The 19,215-nt window shown below is 39.5% G+C and carries 18 protein-coding genes; 3 read left to right on the top strand and 15 right to left on the bottom strand.

Annotated elements, in window-relative coordinates; genetic code table 11:
* Nucleotides 1-34 precede the first annotated feature (34 nt).
* The 13 genes from ABDD95_RS08890 to ABDD95_RS08830 all read right to left on the bottom strand — a co-directional run bounded on the left by ABDD95_RS08890 (nucleotide 35) and on the right by ABDD95_RS08830 (nucleotide 14,734).
* Nucleotides 35-1,120, bottom strand: coding sequence for a glycosyltransferase family 4 protein (locus ABDD95_RS08890; protein WP_345951536.1), 1,086 nt, complete (start codon nucleotides 1,118-1,120; stop codon nucleotides 35-37).
* Between the two features lie 105 nt (nucleotides 1,121-1,225).
* A complete protein-coding gene (locus tag ABDD95_RS08885) occupies nucleotides 1,226-2,305 on the bottom strand; it encodes an acyltransferase (protein WP_345951535.1) in 1,080 nt (359 codons plus the stop codon).
* Nucleotides 2,306-2,329: 24 nt separating this feature from the next.
* Complete coding sequence (locus ABDD95_RS08880) at nucleotides 2,330-3,184, bottom strand: glycosyltransferase family 2 protein (protein ID WP_345951534.1); 855 nt, start codon at nucleotides 3,182-3,184, stop codon at nucleotides 2,330-2,332.
* 46 nt (nucleotides 3,185-3,230) lie between these two features.
* Nucleotides 3,231-3,629 (bottom strand): hypothetical protein, encoded by a 399-nt coding sequence (locus ABDD95_RS08875; protein ID WP_345951533.1) that lies wholly within the window; start codon nucleotides 3,627-3,629, stop codon nucleotides 3,231-3,233.
* A gap of 65 nt (nucleotides 3,630-3,694) precedes the next feature.
* Nucleotides 3,695-4,780, bottom strand: a complete 1,086-nt coding sequence (locus ABDD95_RS08870; RefSeq protein WP_345951532.1) for a glycosyltransferase — start codon at nucleotides 4,778-4,780, stop codon at nucleotides 3,695-3,697.
* Complete coding sequence (locus tag ABDD95_RS08865) at nucleotides 4,777-5,943, bottom strand: glycosyltransferase family 4 protein (RefSeq protein ID WP_345951531.1); 1,167 nt, start codon at nucleotides 5,941-5,943, stop codon at nucleotides 4,777-4,779. Before ABDD95_RS08865 ends, ABDD95_RS08870 begins: the two co-directional genes overlap by 4 nt.
* An 83-nt stretch (nucleotides 5,944-6,026) precedes the next feature.
* Nucleotides 6,027-6,869 (bottom strand): alpha-1,2-fucosyltransferase, encoded by an 843-nt coding sequence (locus ABDD95_RS08860; RefSeq protein ID WP_345951530.1) that lies wholly within the window; start codon nucleotides 6,867-6,869, stop codon nucleotides 6,027-6,029.
* A 37-nt stretch (nucleotides 6,870-6,906) separates the two neighbouring features.
* On the bottom strand, nucleotides 6,907-8,400 hold the full coding sequence (locus ABDD95_RS08855) for an O-antigen ligase family protein (protein WP_345951529.1): 1,494 nt from the start codon (nucleotides 8,398-8,400) through the stop codon (nucleotides 6,907-6,909).
* Nucleotides 8,401-8,413: 13 nt separating this feature from the next.
* Nucleotides 8,414-9,370 (bottom strand): hypothetical protein, encoded by a 957-nt coding sequence (locus ABDD95_RS08850; protein WP_345951528.1) that lies wholly within the window; start codon nucleotides 9,368-9,370, stop codon nucleotides 8,414-8,416.
* A 21-nt stretch (nucleotides 9,371-9,391) separates the two neighbouring features.
* Nucleotides 9,392-10,708 (bottom strand): oligosaccharide flippase family protein, encoded by a 1,317-nt coding sequence (locus ABDD95_RS08845; protein ID WP_345951527.1) that lies wholly within the window; start codon nucleotides 10,706-10,708, stop codon nucleotides 9,392-9,394.
* Nucleotides 10,698-11,546, bottom strand: coding sequence for a hypothetical protein (locus tag ABDD95_RS08840; protein ID WP_345951526.1), 849 nt, complete (start codon nucleotides 11,544-11,546; stop codon nucleotides 10,698-10,700). The genes ABDD95_RS08845 and ABDD95_RS08840 overlap by 11 nt, the downstream gene beginning before the upstream one ends.
* A gap of 23 nt (nucleotides 11,547-11,569) precedes the next feature.
* Nucleotides 11,570-13,936, bottom strand: coding sequence for a polysaccharide biosynthesis tyrosine autokinase (locus ABDD95_RS08835; RefSeq protein ID WP_345951525.1), 2,367 nt, complete (start codon nucleotides 13,934-13,936; stop codon nucleotides 11,570-11,572).
* A 9-nt stretch (nucleotides 13,937-13,945) separates the two neighbouring features.
* A complete protein-coding gene (locus ABDD95_RS08830; protein WP_345951524.1) occupies nucleotides 13,946-14,734 on the bottom strand; it encodes a polysaccharide biosynthesis/export family protein in 789 nt (262 codons plus the stop codon).
* Nucleotides 14,735-15,571: 837 nt separating this feature from the next.
* Between ABDD95_RS08830 and ABDD95_RS08825 the strand changes: the two genes are divergently transcribed.
* The 3 genes from ABDD95_RS08825 to ABDD95_RS08815 all read left to right on the top strand — a co-directional run bounded on the left by ABDD95_RS08825 (nucleotide 15,572) and on the right by ABDD95_RS08815 (nucleotide 17,673).
* A complete protein-coding gene (locus ABDD95_RS08825) occupies nucleotides 15,572-16,093 on the top strand; it encodes a UpxY family transcription antiterminator (RefSeq protein ID WP_345951523.1) in 522 nt (173 codons plus the stop codon).
* 77 nt (nucleotides 16,094-16,170) lie between these two features.
* Nucleotides 16,171-16,542: a helix-turn-helix transcriptional regulator gene (locus ABDD95_RS08820; RefSeq protein WP_345951522.1), complete on the top strand. Its 372-nt coding sequence runs from the start codon at nucleotides 16,171-16,173 to the stop codon at nucleotides 16,540-16,542.
* 294 nt (nucleotides 16,543-16,836) lie between these two features.
* Complete coding sequence (locus ABDD95_RS08815; RefSeq protein ID WP_345951521.1) at nucleotides 16,837-17,673, top strand: N-acetylmuramoyl-L-alanine amidase; 837 nt, start codon at nucleotides 16,837-16,839, stop codon at nucleotides 17,671-17,673.
* Nucleotides 17,674-17,679: 6 nt separating this feature from the next.
* Here ABDD95_RS08815 and ABDD95_RS08810 read toward each other — a convergent pair whose 3' ends face one another.
* Together ABDD95_RS08810 and ssb are read right to left on the bottom strand one after the other, a co-directional pair.
* Nucleotides 17,680-18,399, bottom strand: a complete 720-nt coding sequence (locus tag ABDD95_RS08810) for a helix-turn-helix transcriptional regulator (protein ID WP_345951520.1) — start codon at nucleotides 18,397-18,399, stop codon at nucleotides 17,680-17,682.
* A 217-nt stretch (nucleotides 18,400-18,616) separates the two neighbouring features.
* The gene (gene ssb, locus ABDD95_RS08805) at nucleotides 18,617-18,970 is read right to left on the bottom strand and encodes a single-stranded DNA-binding protein (protein WP_345951519.1); all 354 of its coding nucleotides are present in this window, start codon (nucleotides 18,968-18,970) and stop codon (nucleotides 18,617-18,619) included.
* Nucleotides 18,971-19,215: the final 245 nt, after the last annotated feature.

Raw genomic sequence — 19,215 nt, 5'->3', positions numbered from 1 at the left:
TCCGGATGTAATTCTCTTGCCAGCAGTTTCTGCTTCAGTTTCCTGCTATGGCAAAATTTACCGATGCCAGTATACCTTCGGCAGACAGCTGGTGGTTATAGTGCTGCACTTTCTCGGCAGCGTTTATAGAAAGCTTTTTTAGTTTAGAGGGCGTTTGCAGTAAGTCGCAAATGTGCTCCACCCAGGTATCTGTGTCTAACGGCAAAACGTATCCGTTAACATCATGAAGTATTAAATCATTAGCTACTCCTGCGTTTTCACAGGTAATTACGGGCAAACCCGACGCACAAGCCTCATTGGCAACAATGCCCCACGGATCATTAAGTGTAGGGAAAAGAAATATTTTAGACTGAGCATAGTACCATGGCAGGCGTTTGGGTTGTACAAAGCCAGCGTAATCATAATCAACTCCGTATTTTATTAATAAGGATATCAGATTATTCCTAAGCGGCCCGTCGCCTAAGATCAGTACAGTGCACTTACCCATCTTCTCCTTTACCTGCCGGGCTACTTCTGCAAAAAACATAGGCATTTTGCGCTCAATTAATTGGCCCGAAAACATCAGGTCATATTTCTTTTGCTCGGTATTTGAGTTAAAATCGCCGTTTTCGATACAAAGACAGGATGTAAATACTTTTTTCTTTGGTATCTCATAGCTTTCATACAGCTTGGAACTACCAGCACTAGCTCCTATAAAAGAAGCTGAGAATTTAAAAACGATTCGGCGTACCAGTTTGTGAACTGCAGACAAGCTTTTCTCTGAATTATAGGTACCATCGGTAAACGGTATAAACTTTTTGCCCTTGATCATGCACCATAAAAAGCCATACAACATGGTCGGATTGAAGCCGGTTGATATGACCACATCCGGGTTATGCTGATTGAGGAATTTGATAACACTAACATTGTTATGTATCATTTTATCGGCTGTATTGCTCAGATATACCATCTGATAATTGCCTTTATCAAATTTCCATTGCCTGTTAGGTTCTAACTCCGAGCAATAAAAAACAGTGTATTTAATTTGAGTACTTGCAGAAAGTATCTCATGCATTTTTTCCCTGTACGGTGCTGGTATATTAGTTAGATACACCACGCCCGTTTTAGATTCATTGGTCATGATTGATGGTATAATAGAATGCCGAAAGCAGAGTACGACAGTAAGGCACCCCTTATTTGTACAAGCGGATGTGCTAATAGCAGATTAGCCTAGGGCTATAGATAGTTAAACAGTTGCTGATGTTACCGAGGTTGCACTTGCAGGCTTATCTCCTTTTTTACTTTTAAATAAGCCGATGATAGGCGCCTCTACAAAGCGGTAAAAAGCACAACCAATAAGAACGGTTGCAAGTAGGATGGCAACTGAACCGATGTTGTTGGCAAAGTAAGTTTGTATCTTTAATACGAATAGGATCTTTATCAGTATAGAAATTACGGTTCCGTGTATTAGGTATAATGAGTATGACGCATTGCCTATGTAAACAAACAAGGGAGCAATGGACTTTTTGTAAAAAACAATCCCGCTGATTAAAATTGCTGCAGGCACGCCAAAAAGGTAAAGACGACTGATGTAAGTGCTAAATGCATTGGCATCATTGTTTTTGGCCATCCAGTATATCACCCAATTAACAGCAAACCACATAAAACCAATCGTTGATAGTATGTAGTGGTACTTAAATTCACGATAACGATTGTAAAAGTAAGCGATTAGGCAACCGAAGAAAAATTCAATAATAATGGGGTTAACCAACATGTTTAGTGCAACACTTGCTGGTTTTACATCTGCTGCGTACAAAGCAAGTATTACAGCAGCCCAAACAAATAACACGGCAAACAAAAATTTCTTTCCTATAGAATAAGCAACAGCAAATACAACGTAGAACAATAACTCAAAAGTGAGTGTCCAGGCTATGCCGATGATGTAAATCTTTTGTGGCACTAAAGCCAATGAGCCTAAAATGATACGCCAATCTTCTTTATAAGGTTGCACACCTTCGGGCGCTATTTGGTATGCAATGATAACAGCCAGAGTAACTACCCAGTACACAGGGTATATCCTTACAAAACGTTTTTTTAGAAACGTAAAGGCGTTAAAATCTTTACCCATGCAGGTATGCAATATAATGAAGCCACTGATTACGAAAAAAACGTCTACTCCTGAATAACCTGCATCGAAGAAGTTATTTAAGAAGAGGAAATTAAGCTTGTTATCAATGATGTGCGTACCATGAAAGAATAACACAGAGACAGTGGCAAAGGCACGCATTACTTGTACGCTATCAATTGTTGCAGATATTTTTACCATGCTAAAAGTGTATAGGTGCAATGTCTATTTTTTGAAAACCTGCCACAGAACGGGCAGTAAGGTTTTCATCCACAATTTTGTAAACGCAAAAGGATAATAAAGCGGAAAATGGGTTTTTATAAACAGCAAATATTCTTTGTAAGCTAATCCCTTCGGGCTTTTTAAGTATTTAATGCGATCTGATAACCGCGATGTTTGCGATTTCCAGCTTTTGCCGTGATCATCCGTGCAGTAGCCTAAAACTGCTGGTGCCACTATTACCTCAAAGCCGGCCTTCTTAACCTTAAGTGTATAATCGTAATCGGCAATACCATGTGTATAATGATCCGACAAAATACCTACAGACTTCACAATGACATCAGGTACGAGCATAATGTTGGCATTACCTAAATCGCATTTTTGATAGTCGTCATTATCATACACCAAAGCACTTTTAAGGTAGTACCTGGAGGTGAGCTTTTTACCACCATATGAAATTCCGCCAGTGAAAACGTCCTGGGTACTTCCAATGCATACGCAATGCGTTTGCTTTTGGGCTAAAACCTCTTTACTGCAAGCCAACAGGTTGGCAACAGCGTTATCAATTAACGTTGTGTCATCATTCAGGAGCAGGTAATAGTCATAGTTACCTTTTCGGGCTTCATTCCATGAATTCCTCATGCCGCCTGCCCAAAACAATTGGCCAGTTCCATGCAGAATATAACTATCCGGAAATATTCCCTTTACAGCATCCACCGTATCGTCGGCCGAGGCATCATCGGTTAAATATATGTCGATGTGTACATCAGCAGGCAGTTTTTGCACTTTCAGACTTTGCAGGCAAGTAATAGTCTTGTCTTTACGGTTAAAAGTGGTGAGTAATACAGCAATCTTTGTCATTATTGGTAAGAAATAAATACGCTCAGGAGATACGGTTAAAATGCTGTTATTGTAATAGCACTACCTGTATTACCTGGCTTTTTACTACTTTTTTTCTGTTACTTGATAAAAACTTGTTTTGTATTAAGCCGGTAAGATGCGAAGCGTTAAGTGTAGGATATGATACATTGCCGATCATGATCTTGTCGTTCTCAAGCACGATATAACCTTTGCGCCATGAAAGATGAGCACTGTTAGTCATAACCTGGTGAAACATACAAAGCATAGTGTCTAAAGTGGCCACACTGTCTGTGCCTGTTATTTTATCTCTAGAAATGTTCAGAGCCTTGCCGGTGTGCAGGTTTGTAGCTGTCAAATTTTGCGCCTGAGCGTTTATGACAAATAGTGTGAGCAAAGCGGCCAGCATAAATGACGGAATCAATTTTTTAGTCGAGATCGTTTTCATATTCTTTAATGTTTAAGTAATTAAAATTTGGCAAGGGTGAAAGTTTAACGCAGAACGGAATTACCTCAATGGTACATTTCTATCATCTGCTCTACATTGGCTACGCCATGCTTTTGAGCTACATATTGCTGGGCGTTAGTGGTCAGATGATTATATCGCTCTTCGTCCTGGCTTATTGCCATAATTTGGCTGGCAACCAGGCCTACATCCGAGAAATCGGTAATGATGCCGGTGTGGTCATTTTTTATCAGGGTGTTCAACCCCGGAGCATCATTTACAATACACAGCAGGCCGGCAGCCATTGCCTCCAGGCAGGCATTACCAACACCTTCAAACAAGGAAGGCATGACGTAATAATTACAGCCCGACAGGAATTGAGCAACGTTATGGGTATGGCTAATAAATGTTACATGTTCACGCAGGCCGTTCTCATAAGCCCACGTTTTCTCTTTGTCTTCAAGCTCACCGCAACCAATGTGCGTATAGTGGCAATCGACGCCTTTGTCAATCAACACCTTTACCAGTTCCAGCACTTTTTGATGCTGTTTCTCAAAAAGGCACTTACCTACGCTTATGATCTTTATGGGGTACACATTTTTGACGTGACCGGCAGCTTGATTTTCTAACTGCCTGGTTTTGCTAAAACTGTCAACGTTTATCCAGTTGTGAATAAGTGTTGTATTGGTATTGTAAATAACTTTCTCTGTTTCCTTAACGCTCTCGCTTATAGAGATAAACTTCACATTTAGGAGCTTTAAAGCAAGGAAGTGGTGAAACCTCCGCCGACGTTGCAGGTATCCGGTAAACAAAAAATTGTTATGTACAGTGGCTACAACCTTTTTTACGCCTGCCCAATTGGTAATAAATGCCTTGTATATAAATGCACCTTCGGTATGTATGTGTACTACATCAAAACCGCCGTTTTTAATGAGCGAATAAAGCTTTGAGAAAAAGGACAGACTCTTTTTAAACGGAATATGCACAACCGTCCAACCCAGCTTTCTGAAATAATCGGCGTAAATACCTTCCACCTGCCCGGTAGCTAAAATGGTTATTTCAAGGCCGGAAGCTTCAAACTTTTCAGAAGCAGTGTGCAACATTAACTCAGCTCCTGAAAATTGCAGTTCGGCAAGTATGTGTAACACTTTCATGCGCTTAGTACTTCTTTATAGGCTGTTAAATACTGATTGATGACCACTTCTGTAGAGAACATTTTTAAGGCTACTTCGCGGGCCGTGTTCGATACCTTATGGTTAAATTCAGGTGATGACAGGTGTAACAGTTCGGCTGCTATCTTATGTTCATTATTGATGTCTACCAGTTTACCACCGCCATTTTCCAACATCCAGGGTATCCCACCTGCTTCTTCGCCGGCAATTACCGGGATGCCCATGGCCATAGCTTCAATTAATACCATAGGGCAAGATTCTTCGAGCGAGGTATGCATGAAAATATGCGCTTCAGATAAGGCAGTCATTAATTCAGCAAATGGTTTTTCGCCATGGAAATGAATATTACCCTTAATATTGTTTTCTTCACACCATTTATATGCATCCTCACCGATGCCGTGTTCGGTGCCATATAAATTCAATTGTGCATTCGGGTGTTTTTTGCTGTATTCTACAAATGCTTTGACGCCCTTGGCCACGTTTTTCCGTTTATGAAAGCCGTTGTTAATCATCGTAACATTTATTTCGTTACCTACAGTTTTATTGGCATCATAAAGTGAAAAAACGCCGGCCGGCTCAAAATTGGGTATTACGGCGGCCTTTAGTTTGGTAAAGAAAGTTAAACCCTTTGCGGTATATGGTGATACAGCAGTTAAATGTTTAGCCTTTCTGAGGCATATTGCAGCTACAACAAGCCTGATTAAACGATATAGATCTGTTTGCGACTTCAGCACTTCAATAGGCGAATCATGACATGTTAAAAGCGTAGGCACTCCTGAATCTAAAGCAGCCCAGCCCCATTCGTATTGCCAGTGCGCATGTACAATATCAGGCTTTGATTTCAGAATGGCATTTTTTAGATACCTCCGTTCGGCCTGAAAAAGATCTTTACAGCAATGCCGGGCCCTTTTGCGCGAACAACCTACATAAACGTGCAGTTTTTCGCCGTGCCATTCCCGCTCTTCGCCTACATTCAGTTCAGGAGTAATAGAATAAACATGTACTTCAAATCCTTTTTCTAACAAGGCTGTAATTTGATGGTTAACGGGCGTGCCGCCCATACCTTTAATATCAATTACACTGTCTGGCGCTAAATGCTTCGCTAAGAGGGGCAAAAATATGGGTCCGCAGATTCCAATTTTCATTATATCTGTATATAGTTAGTAAAAAGGTTTTCTTAATTAGATTCGCAGTATGCAGTACTGCTTCTATTTTGCTGTGGTACGTTTTATACCTGATAAGTGAAGAACTTATCCATAGAAACCGTGTCTTTGTTGTTGTGCATAAAAAATATTGGCCGTCGGCCTAAGAATGCAGCCCAACCCGAAAATGTACTTGGCGGACCAATAATATAGTCGCAACTGGATAGCACACACAAATCTTCAATGTCTGAGCCTTTGGCGTAAACCAGGTGCAGATCATGCGTATTATCAAATGCTATTTTTTCGTTAGAACATATGATGAATACACAGTTGCTGATTTGCTCAGCTATCTGCACCATTTGAGCATAATAAAAACTCAAATCGAAGTAAAATTTACCACCGTGCCAGGTGGCGTAATCGCCGCGGCGTACATGGATACCAACCAGGGCGGCAGGTGCAAGTTCATGGTGTATATTTTGTATAAAGCTGTGTGGGCGCGACGAGTGCTGTCCATGGAATGAAAGCACATTCTTGATCTCGTCTTGCTGATCTTCCACTCCGGCATAAAACCTGAACATCCAATCGGTTATAAAAATTGAGGACGGAAAGCTTTTACCGGCCTCCTGTTCATCAATCACATACCGTTTATTAATCACAAGTGCCCCTAAGAACTGTAAGTTGCGATTAAAGGTGAGGTATTTAATGAATTTTATAACACAGTATGAGAACCACTTTTTACCTAAAGTTTTGCTAAAAGTAAGCCGTGTGTTTTTAACTTTTTGATCGTCCAGACACTTTTTAAGCTGTTCTGAATATGGATAAATGATTTGGTAATCGTACTTGTTGGCAAATGCAATCAGATGCGCCAATATAGCCAGCTGATTACCTAACTGACCAAAATTAGGCAAGTAATATATTTTCTTAGTCATGCTAAATAAGTACGTTAAAGAACAGCAAACGCTATCGTTATTTAATAATCAGTTCCAAATCCGGCGATTTCACTTTTCGGATAATACCGTTATAAATAACCAGCAAAATCAAAATGACAACTGTGTAATTAGACTCCCGCAAAAAAATGATCTTATATTGATTGAGCAGGAAGAACAAGAACAGCGTGGTGAAACCCAACAGCAAATCGGCATCAAATGATGCTATGTTTTTAATACGCCGTGCTATAATGCCCCGGTATATAGTGAGAATAAATATCAGGATGAAAGCTACAGCCCCGGGTATTCCCCAAAACACAGCAATGCTTAGATACAAATTATGGTAATCTCCAATTGGCGGATTTGGAATGCCAAAGTGAGCAGTGTTGTAGTCATCAGGGTGAGCAAAATACCCCTCTCCTATCAATCCCTTCGACCGCTTGATTTTTTCAAAAGCATAAGCAAACAGTCCGCCTCTGCTTATTTCGTTACCTGAGGCTACGTCAGATACACTTTTTATCTTCATCTCCTGGCTACGCTCAATAAAAGATGAAATATCGAATATTTTAATTTTGAAATTAATACCAACACCCAATGCTATAATCAGCAAATAAGGAACGATTGCTTTCAATTTCATCCGTTTATACTGGCTAAGCAATATCACTAAGATTACAAACGGCAACAGAAATAATGAAGAACGGGTTACGGTTAAGATGATTGATAACACTGACATAATGGTGATACCAACAGTCATGTAATAGAATTTTTTGCTAACCTCTCTAAACGATCCGGATATAATACCCGGCAGCAGCAAAGCAACCATTGAAAGTGAGTACTCCGCATATGCTTCAAAGTTCACGAAAGTGCCCACGCATCTGAATATATCGTTCTCATACTCAATATTCTTTTCCATTGGCAAAAGCGGTGTTGACAAGCCTATTAACCCATATTTTTGGTTAAGCGATACAACAAGCTCGAACATACTGAAAAAGAACAGAATGGTAACAAATCTGATTATGTCTGATTTACGAACCGGAATTTTGGAAAGTTGGTATATAAGCAATATGATGCCTGAGAAACTCATTAAACCACCTAATTTACCTAGTATGCTCGCATGTACATTAGCCGTTAAACTAAGCAACTGAAATGCAAAAAGTATTAACAGCAAACCTTTAAAAGAGCGGCTAAAGGAGGATGTTCCTCTAAACACCTGATGTCCTGAAAGACCAAAAAAGCCTAAAGCAAGTAACGCAGCAATATTAAAAACGCCGCCTTTATCATTACCAAAAACATAATGATTAGCAAAAAACAGCTGTATCAGTAATGAGAAATTATCCTTCTTAAGCAATGTGTTCAAAAACACAAGAACTATAGCACCGAAGGCGGCCAGGTTTACAACAGGCGAATATGCCGTTAAACAAAGCGTACCTAAAAAACAAACGCCAAACACCTTTGCACCAACATGTATAACAGATTCATGCTCTTTAGGGTTAACCGTATTGTCAAAGAACCACGCGGGTAGTTTAATTACCATATAATAACAAAATTTAGTATGTCCTGGTTAAATGATAAAGGCTTTTCAGATGCCATTTTAAACGCAGGATAGGTGTATTGGCTTTTAAAAAATAATGTGCTATGTGATAAGAATCAAAATCGGCGTTGGCTTTAACTGGCTGGTTGGCCGATATATCTATTACATTACCCCAAGGGATAGCTTTGCGATAAAATGAACTTTGATCTTCACTGTTATCAGCATGTGCACCCTCAACGCCTATATTAGTAATGAGGTTGCCCCGAGGCACAACTGACAAGCCCTGATGTTTAAACAAGGTATATTGCCATTGGTAGTCCCAGGTATCTTTAGCGAAAGTATCTTTCTGATACATACGCTGAAAATTATCGATCCAGAATTGGGCCTGAACCCGGCTTTTTAACTGCTGGTAGAGCATCTGCCCGTCTTTTACTGGGTTCCAGGTCTGCATTTCAAAATCATACAGGTCCCACGCACGTTTCCAGGTAGCCCAACCCCACACATGTCCAATGCGGCTAAAAAAATAACTGGAGGCGCCGGTTTCAAACTCATCGTTCCAGCGAGTACCGGCCACATGCATTACTGCAGTATTGTTAGCATACTTATTTAGCATATGGGCGCAATACTTAAAAAAGGTTATATCGGGCAGGCAATCATCCTCGAGTATTATACCGCTTTGCTCGGTCTTGAACATCCAGCTTATTGCAGAGCTCACCGCCCTGCCACAACCCATATTCGAATCACAAAACCACTTTTCTATTTTACAATCCCATGTAATGTTCTGTTCGTCAAAAATGGACCTGCACTTTTGTACAGCCTTTGCTTCCTCATCTCTTCCATCACGTGCAGCGTCAGAAAAAACGTAGAGTTTACTTGGTTGCAGTTCTTTAATCCTCTCAAACACTTGTAAAGCAGAATCCGGCCTGTTAAATGTGATTAATAGAACAGGAATATCGAACGATTGCTCTCTCATAATTTAAATAGTAGCGTATAGTTATAATTGTGCTAAACGGTGTTCCCTGAGCTTTTTTGCGATAAAGAAGAGCAGCACAGTCACCAGTACCAGGTGTGTAAACGCTGTGGCCATAGCAACACCTGTTTGCCTGAAATAGTAAGCGGCCAATGTGTAAGTTGTAATGCTTAATGTTGCGCCCAGTATATTTAAGGCCAAATTAACCTTGGTCTTTTGCCATGCTAAAATAATGGCATCTAAAAGCGAGTATATAATGATTAAGCCATACGTAATGGCTAATATGTTAGAGTACCGGATTGCCTCGGTAAATCTACCGGCCGTTAAATAATGCATTAAGTACGGCGATACAAATACAAAAACAATGGTGGTAACAATTACCAGCGCCACTACCATAATACCCGTTTTTTTAAGGCCTTTTATATTGTAGGTAGAAGCATACTTATAAATATCGGGTTCAAATGCCTGAAAAAAGGATTGTAAAGCGATGAACAAGTAATTAGCAATGCCTTTACCTATGTTGTATAAACCCATTTGTACAGGCTGGTTAAGTTTTTCAACAACAATGTTATCAAAACTCATTAGCGGCCAAAACAAAAAGGAAGCAGGTATTAAAGGCAGCACTTTGCGCATGGCTATCTTTACCGTTGCCTTATCTAGCCTTAAGCTCTGCCCTTTCAATATGGTATACAAAGAAATGATGAAGAACAATATCTCGACTACAAATACGCCCAGCATACGGCCCTTTAAACCCATATCTGCCGATATAATGAAGTATAAAGACAGTAATATGCCCAACACTCTGTAGCCGGCTACAATAAGCAGATATTTTACTGGCTGATTACCCAAACGGTAATTTACCTGGACAAAGCCTTTAAATATGCCCACTACACTGGTAGCGAGCGCTAGTAACGCAAATGGGTAAAAAGGTATTTGTGAGTGCGAATACTTTAAGTAAACATAAATACCCAGGTAAGCAATTGGAAAAAACAGGAGGTTCCAAACCAGCGTAAATATAATAAGCGTGGTTTGTATAGCTCTGCGCTGTTCTTCGGTCTCTTTAAAAAAGACCGACATATAGTACGTTTGCAATGACAGGCTGGAAAAAACCAGCAGGAACGAAGCCAGCGTTGAATAATAGCCATAGTAACCATATTCTTCGGCCGATAAATGCTTCGCAAAAATTGGCGATGTGATGAACGAAACGCCAAAGTTTATGATAGGTACCAGCAAATAAATGCCGGTTGACCTGATCTTATTGATGACATTTTGATTTAAAATTAAATTTCTTAGAAAAAGGAGCTTGGAACTAATGAATGCTTCGGGCATGTTATTCGGCATATTGTAAGATAATGCGTAGCGGTATGTTATTTATTTTGGCAGCCCTGCCCGAGAAACTACTATCATGCGATCCCCAAATCTCGCGGCACATACTTAAACAGCACAGATCTGTTAGCGCTGCTATGATCCCTGCTTTCGAGTCGCGGGTTCTTACCGATATGCCGGTTATGATATTGCCGGGAAACATAGCGGTAAGGATATTAGTAACCTCTTGCGAATCTGTAGACAGATAGAACTTTGCTTCGGGATTGATAGCAATTGTGCAGCTTATTTCATTGACAAAGGCATCCAGTGGCGATTTTTCGATAGCATTAATGTTATCTGACCTCCTGATGTGTACTCCTGTAACCGAGCTCAGATTCAATAAAATCTGCTGGCTCTCACGCTGTATACTTTGGGCAATCTGTACCTGAAAGTTACTACTATCGGTATAAAACTCGTAGCATGTATCTATATAAATGCCGCTGTGGTTATGAACCAGATTGTCAAAATAGCTGTTTAAGGCACCCTGCCCCCATCCATGTTGCCTAATTTCATTTTCGATAGCTACATCTGTTACCGAAAAGCTGGTTAACGTGTTTACCACTCCGTCAATTGCAATTGTTAGCAGCCTGCGTTTTACTTTTGCAAAAGAATTACTGCCATGCAGATTCAATTCAATCACAGTCATGTTGGGCACTGGTTCAAAACACTCCGAATATTTCGCATTCAGATTGCCGTTTCTCTCCCAAAGAACTACAAGCTTTAAAGAGGCAGCTTTTGAAAACTTGTACGCTGATTCGAGTACACGCATGCGGTTGGCTATGCCACCTACAGGCCGCACTAAGAGCAACTTCATATCAATTCTGTTTAAGGCTGAAGTTAGAATCTTCTTAAAAAGGATTTCATCGTACTGCCAGAAGCGTACTCGGTAGCATATTTACCGTAACCGTAGCTCGAGTATCCCTGATTATAAGTATAGCTGTACTTATCTTTACGTATACCATTGAATATGATATTCATTTTAGGCACCTGCTGCTGTTTGAACAGTTTTTCGGTAACGTCTAATTCCCATGACTTGGTCAAACCCTGCCTGATTACATAAAGGGTAACATCACTAACACGCGATAATACCATGGCGTCGGTAACAATATTTATGGGTGGAGTATCCAATAAAATATCATCGTAACTACTGCGCAGTTCATCCAATAACACATCTATCTGCTCTTGCTCCAGCATTTCTGAAGGATTAAAGGTCGATGTTCCGGCAGTTATGACAAACAGGTTGTCATCATAATTTGAGGGCTGGATAATTTCGTCAACACTCGCAGTTCCATTAATATAGTCGCTTAAGCCTTTGTGGTTAACAGCCAATTTAAAGTTCTTGTATATCTGAGGCTTACGTAAATCGAGCTCCAGTATAATGGTTTTACGGCCCGACGCAGCCAAGGTGGCACCCAGGTTACTGGTTACAAAGCTTTTACCTTCGTTTGCAATACTTGAGGTAAGCATGGTAACCCTGCCTCTTTGCCGGGTGGCGTGCGCAAAATGGAGATTTGTTCTTAACAACCTGAACTGTTCACCAATCACAAAGTTATCGTCTTTGCCGCCAATAACCATAGCTTGCTTACCCTCATGAAAAACAAGCTCACCTAAAACAGGCACCGTTGTTTTACTCGCAATATCATCGCGGGTGTTTATCCGATCATTTAAACTATCGCGGCAATATATTACACCAAGGGGTATAAAGATGCCTAGCATAAACGCAATGATATAAATGATGCGTTTGCTTGATGACACTACGTAATTGTAATCAATTAACCGGCTATCATTAATAGTGGATGCATAACTCAGCGCCGCTTCCTCACGTTTTTGCAGCAGGTATACGTATAAGTTTTCCTTGTTGGTTTGCTGGCGCTTAATGTTAATAAACTGGCGCTCTTGCCCCGGAATATTCTTTATAGAGGACTCAAAGCGATTGCTGTTTGATAAAAGTTGACGCTGGCTTGCCTTTAAAGATGCCTTTATCCCAGAAATGTTGTTTAGAATTGACGACTTGGTTGAGGCAATTTGTTTATCTACGGCTTCAAAAATAGGGTTACGTTCGGGTGTTGTAGCCAGCATCTTATCGCGCTGTACTTGCAAATCCATTAACTGGCGTATCAAGCCGCTCAAACCCGGATCAGATATACCGATAGTGGCAGGCGCGCTGTTTACGCTCATTGATGATTTTACGTAGCGTTCAACGCCACCTATAATGTCAAGCTGTAAGGCAATTTCATTTAATTGAGTATCGTTATTTTTTACGTTATCTAAATAGAGCTTAGCTTCTGATGATACATCAATTAAGCCTTTGTCACTCCTGAATCCTTCAAAGTCTTTTTCAACCGACGAAAGCTCACGTGTAACATCCTTTAGCCTGCCGTCTATAAATAATAAAGCATTTTCGGCAGCGCGTTTCTTCTGCCTAACTGATTGATCATTGTAAGAAGACACTGTGTGGATCAGTATATCTCTTCCTCTTTGCAATACATTGTCTTGTAAAGACAATTCAATAACGGAGGCCAGCTTATTTAACCGGCTTGATTTGATTTTGTTAACATAACCGTTTATTACCTGCTCGGTGTCTCTAATACCTACGATTATATCTTTACCAATGTATTTATTAAGATTAGCCGTTTTATTTAGGTGCCATATACCAAACTTGTTTTTGATATTGTCTGTAAATTTAAACGTCTTGTTGCCTCCGATGGAGTTCTTTAACACAAACTCGTTCTGATTTTTGATATGGATAGCAAGCGACTTGGCAAACTTATCGCTGGTTTGCTTAGTTACTACTAAATGAACAGGTGTGCTGCTATAAATATCTACATCCCTGAACTTTGACGGTTTACTATAAGTTGCATAAAGATTTAAGTCTTTAATTACTCGTGCAATAAGGTTTCTGGACTGCAGTATTTCGCTCTCGTTGTCGATCACCTTCGATGATTCAAAAACGTCCATTTTTTGCATCATCTTATCAACCGAATTCTGTTCCTTATTTTCCTCAATGAGCAGCTTGGCTGTTATGGTATAAATAGGATCTGTATACTTGGTATAAAAGAAAGCACAAATCAACGCCAACGCTACACCCAGCACAAATAATGGCCAGTGATAAAAGTATTTGTTGAACGTTACCTTAAACGAGTTCGTTTTGGCGCTATCCTGCGTATACTCAAACGGAGCAATAACAATTTTTTCGTTATTCATATGGGTATTTTATTTACGTGTGAGTATAATGGCTATAATAGAGAGTGCCGATAATACTAAACTAATGGTGCGGTAATTATTATCTACGCTGGCAAACTTGTTTTTACCAGGTTGCACGTAGATCACATCATTACTCTTTAAGTAATAATAGGGTGAATCAAATATATCTTTTGAAGTAAGATCGATTGGTATAAACTCACGTTCGCCGTTAATTTCTCTAATCAATAGTACTTTACGTAATGCTGTGATGTTCAAGTCGCCGGCTAAACCAATGGCTTCATTAAGTGTTACGCGCTCACTCGGTATTTGAAAAACACCCGGGTGCTCAACATCGCCTATCACTGAGATTTTGAAGTTGATCATCCGCACATTAACTATACAGTATTTAAGAAAAGGTGTAAGCTCTTTCTTGAGTCTCACCTCAAGCTGCGATACGGTGCTTCCAGCAACCTTTATACTGCCTAACAGTGGCAAAACTATTTCGCCTTGTGTGTTTACCAAATATCCTATTACCGGGTTATTGGAGCTAACGTTAGAGGTACCATTAATAGAAGATAGATTGTAATTAAATACAGCGCTTGCTTCGGGGTTGGAACTGCTGATGTTAATACCCAGGATGTCGGCCGGCTGGATGGTGAGTGGTGTGTAATTAGTTATGCTTTGTTTCGTATTTCTCGATTTATCTAAATTTTGAAAGTACGGGATCTTCTTGTATGAGTTACAGGAAGAGTAAGCCACCATAATAGAAATGAGCACAACAGAAATTACTCCTCTGAGCTGGAAGATTGATTTTATCACGATAATATTTGTTTATGTAACTGAATAAAAGATGGATACTTTGATTTGAGCCTGATAACCTTAGGCGTAGAGGGTGTTTTTTGCAATCGAGAATAGCTTCGCCACTCCGGTCACACCGGCTATTTTTTGTTGAAGAAGTAACCTTTAAATGCTAACGCTTTTTAAAACTAAAGCTGCGCACTGATTACTTACCGACAAACATAAGGCAAGCCAGTAGCAAATAAAATAGCGCTAAGATGGATGTACGTTAAACGTGAAATCAACTGGGAAACGAGATACGAAACTTGGGAAACAGCACAGTTGACTGAGAAAAAAATGCGTGATTCCACAAATAATACGGTAATAATACTTTACACCTCACGAACTAAACGCAATTGAGGTGTGATTTGTGACAAAGACCGTATAAAATGCGAACCTTTTACCGGCCTGTTGTATAGAAGTGATAAAAAAAGCGTGTCGCTTAAAAATTTCTATAAAAAATTTCGTCTTAGAAATGGCCTTTAGAGCTATAAATAACTGTAACGAAAAAAATAATAACAAATATTTAAAGATTAGGCGATTTGTTGCATGACGGTATAAATCTCTAAGTATAATTTTACGATATAATCAAAGCAAATGTTTTATTAATTAATAAGAAAACATATCTGTTCGATATATAAATGCTCAGTTTTTCTCATGCGCTTATACATATATACACATTGAATAACCGGGAGATAAGTTATTGAACTGAAAAAGGATTATAATACAGCATAACAGATGGCTGTATTTAGCTGATAGTTACAACTGCATTTTATAGTTTACTTGTTTGTACCGCTACTTAATAATTAATTATACACTATGATAACAACACAACCTAACGCAAGATCATCTGCGGCGAAGCGCTGGATGGTTGTTTACACCCGCTCTAAGTGGGAAAAAAAAGCTAACAGGCTACTCGAAAATCAGGGAGTTACCAGTTTTTGCCCTTTAATAAAGGTAAAAAGCAACTGGAGCGACCGGACTAAGATTGTTGAAACCCCACTCTTTAACTCCTATCTGTTTGTTCACATTAACCATTTTGAACATGACAGTGTACAACAAACGCCAGGCGTTGTAAACTTTGTTAAGCACTGCAACAAACCTGTAGTGTTAGAAGATCAGGAGATTAACCGCATACATACCTTACTGGCCTCCCACTCCAATTTAGAAACGATAGGCGTTGGACGCTATTCGGTTGGTGATGTGGTTAAAATTAACGAAGGGCCATTGGTTGACTGCCAAGGCGAGATATTGCAAATTCAAGGCAAATCAGTGCTGATGGTGCTTGAAAAACTGGGATGTGCAGTAGTCATCAAGGTTGATCAAAAAAGCATTAATTAAGCTGATGCCTCACTATAAAAACAAACTCTGCAATTAATAAAATTATTATGTCAACAGTTATTTCCTTAGGTACATATATGAATAAGCATTACGGTCAGATAGTGGAAAAAGTAATAAGGCGAGATGGTTACAGCATAAGTGAACTTGCACGCCTGATGAACGTAAACAGACGTTCTGTATACAACTGGTTCAATAAAAAGCGTTTAAAAACCGATATCGTGTTCAGGATAGGCGGCGTGCTAAACTATGATTTTTCAACCGAATTCCCTGAACTGTTCAGGGCTAACGAATTTGGCTACTTAAATGATAATGCCCCCGTGCAAATGGCACATGATGAGGTGCAGACTGAGCCTACTTTTGACAAGCAATGGAAAGATAAGTATATTGTATTACTTGAAAAATACAATGAATTGCTTACGCAAAGTATACAAGTTAATGCCCGCCATTAATTTGTACACAGCATAGTTCAGACCCATGTAACTAGCTTGTCCTTGGCAAAAGTCGGCGTTTTATCCTGCTGCCTTGCCATTACAGATTCAAACTTAACGTTGCAATACAACGCACTACCTAATAAGTCTGCCTCTCCTTAGGCAACATAATAGCTACTAGTAGCTATTGCACATACACATTTCAATCATTTATCTTTATTTAAAAGGGCCTTTGCTAATAAAAGGCCCTTTTTCAGTACGGCAGAATGCCTCATTGTACTGCTTACTATTCTATCATCCTAAAATTTAAAAACGATGAAAATAATAGATCACCTGCTTGTTAACGATGATGACACACCTGTTACGTTCAAAGCCACACCTAATCATGGTGGTATTTACACCCCTCAATACCTTGTAATGCACTACACGGCAGCAACTACAACCTTGTCTACCGTTAGCTGGTTCCAAAGCACTTTAGCTAAAGCTTCGGCCCATTTACTTATTGCCCGTGATGGCACTGTTACACAGTTTGCTCCGTTTAATGTTATTACATGGCATGCCGGCAAAAGTCAATGGAAAGGGTTAGTAGGGCTGAATCAGTTTTCAATTGGCATTGAAATGGTAAATGGCGGGCGTTTAACAAAAAGCATAGGAAAATGGATATGCCCGGTTGATGCCAAAAGGGTACCTGATGACGAAGTGGTTATAGCAATCCATAAAAATGAGAGCAGTAAGGCCGCATGGCATGATTACACCGAGAAACAATTAAAGGCAGCAATAGAAATATCTGCTTTACTGGTTAAAACTTATAATTTAAAAGATGTGGTGGGCCATGAGGACATTGCACCCATACGTAAGTCAGATCCAGGCCCGGCATTTCCAATGGCCAGTTTCAAGTCCAAGGTTATGGGCAGAGAAACTGATTTTGATGAAGATTTTGTAACCTCAGCCGATGTAAACATACGAGCCGGCGCAGGCACTGCTTTTGCCACCGTTGCCCCACCTGTACCTGGTGGCACACCAGTGAGAGTGCTAAAAACAAACGCCAACTGGAGCTTTGTAGAAGTTCTAAAATCGGTGAATGGAATTATGGACTTAGAAGGTTGGATTGCTTCCCGATTTATTGTTTTGGAGCAAGGAGTAAATAGCTAACATTGCTTATATTATTCCAAAAGAGACGGCAAACTTAACTAACTGCGAAAGTGAGGTAATTCCTAACTTATGTATAATATTTTTTCGGTGGTTGTTTACTGTGTGTATCGACAAAAAAAGCGTGTCGGCAATCACCATACTGCTTACACCCTTTGCTATTAAACAAATAATTTCCTTTTCGCGAGCGGTTAACAAATTGAACAGGTGGTAATTTCGTCGTACAAAAATATCATCAGCAATTAAGTTACCTAACTTCTTGCCTGCAAAGCTTAATGAATTAGCTTCAACCGCTATATGAATAAGCTTAGGTGACTCTGCCTGGTCTTGAATGGGATATAATTTCGAAGTAGTTAAATACCACTTATATTCCGTGTCACTATCCGGTCTTACACGCTGAAAAACTGATTGCGATTTGTTGTAATCTCCAAGAGCAATAAAGTGTTTGAGATCTTCCTTTAAAATTTCAATTTCTTGTGCCGGAAAAAAACGACTAAAGTAATCGCTTCCCAAATTCCGCAATTCTTCGCTGCTATGCCTTAAAAAGTCACAACCATTTTTGTTCATGTAGGTATTGGCCATTATACCAAAGTCCTGAACCATAATACTACCCGGAATATAATCTCCTACGTCTTCTATACGCAGTATGTTTTTGTTAATATTCACCCCCAAAACATGTAACTGCGCGCGGCAGTTATTAATGTGTTCTGATTGCGTATGCGCTTTCATAAACAATTGTGACAGATACAGATCTTAACATATCGCTTCGGCATAAACCATAATCTGTTGGCCAACAATCAAGGTCAACAAATTATAAAATTAAGGATCGTAAAAATCGTGCGGGTATATCTGTCCAAAAAGGATTGAGCTTTATTTAAAGTTGCCAATAAGTAAAACTCAGCGGGTACTTTGACAGTGTAACGGTATAGTGTATAAGCTCGTACTTTTAGTTTTTATTTACATTCAGCCCTGTTAACCAGTGGTATCGGGTAACCAATATTTCCACATTGTATCTTTTAATATTTTCGTCATCAGTAAATAAGTAGGTAGTCATTTTCCCCTCAATAGATATTAACGCGCCTTTCTTAAAATACTGAAGATCAGGTTTAGCGATGTAGGTAGGCATCACAATTTTGTGATGCTCAAGGTGTTCAACCTGTTTGCCATTTTTAACAAATGTTTCTGATGTAAGTATCGAAAAATATATGTTATCAGGGTTATTTCTTAACATCTCTAAGTTAACATCATTTTCAATGACACCGGTAAGAAAGACCCGGTTTATTCCTGCGTTCCTATACATTTCTGTTATTATCGCATTTAAATAGTGAAGTATTGTTTTTAGATATCTGCATTTAATAGTAATTAAGACTTCTTCATATCGTACCGGCTATCCGGCTGTGTCTTTACATATAGTAAGCTATACTTGTTTATGGAACAAAATACAGCTTAAACTATACATGTTGTTACAGGTTAAGGTACTTGCGAATAATATGTGTACAGATATAATGTATATTCTCATTTAGCTACACACAGGTTCAACTCAAA

Origin of the sequence: Mucilaginibacter sp. PAMB04274 (assembly GCF_039634385.2) — a bacterium.
Lineage (GTDB): Bacteria > Bacteroidota > Bacteroidia > Sphingobacteriales > Sphingobacteriaceae > Mucilaginibacter.
This window is presented reverse-complemented; position numbering and strand designations above follow the sequence as displayed.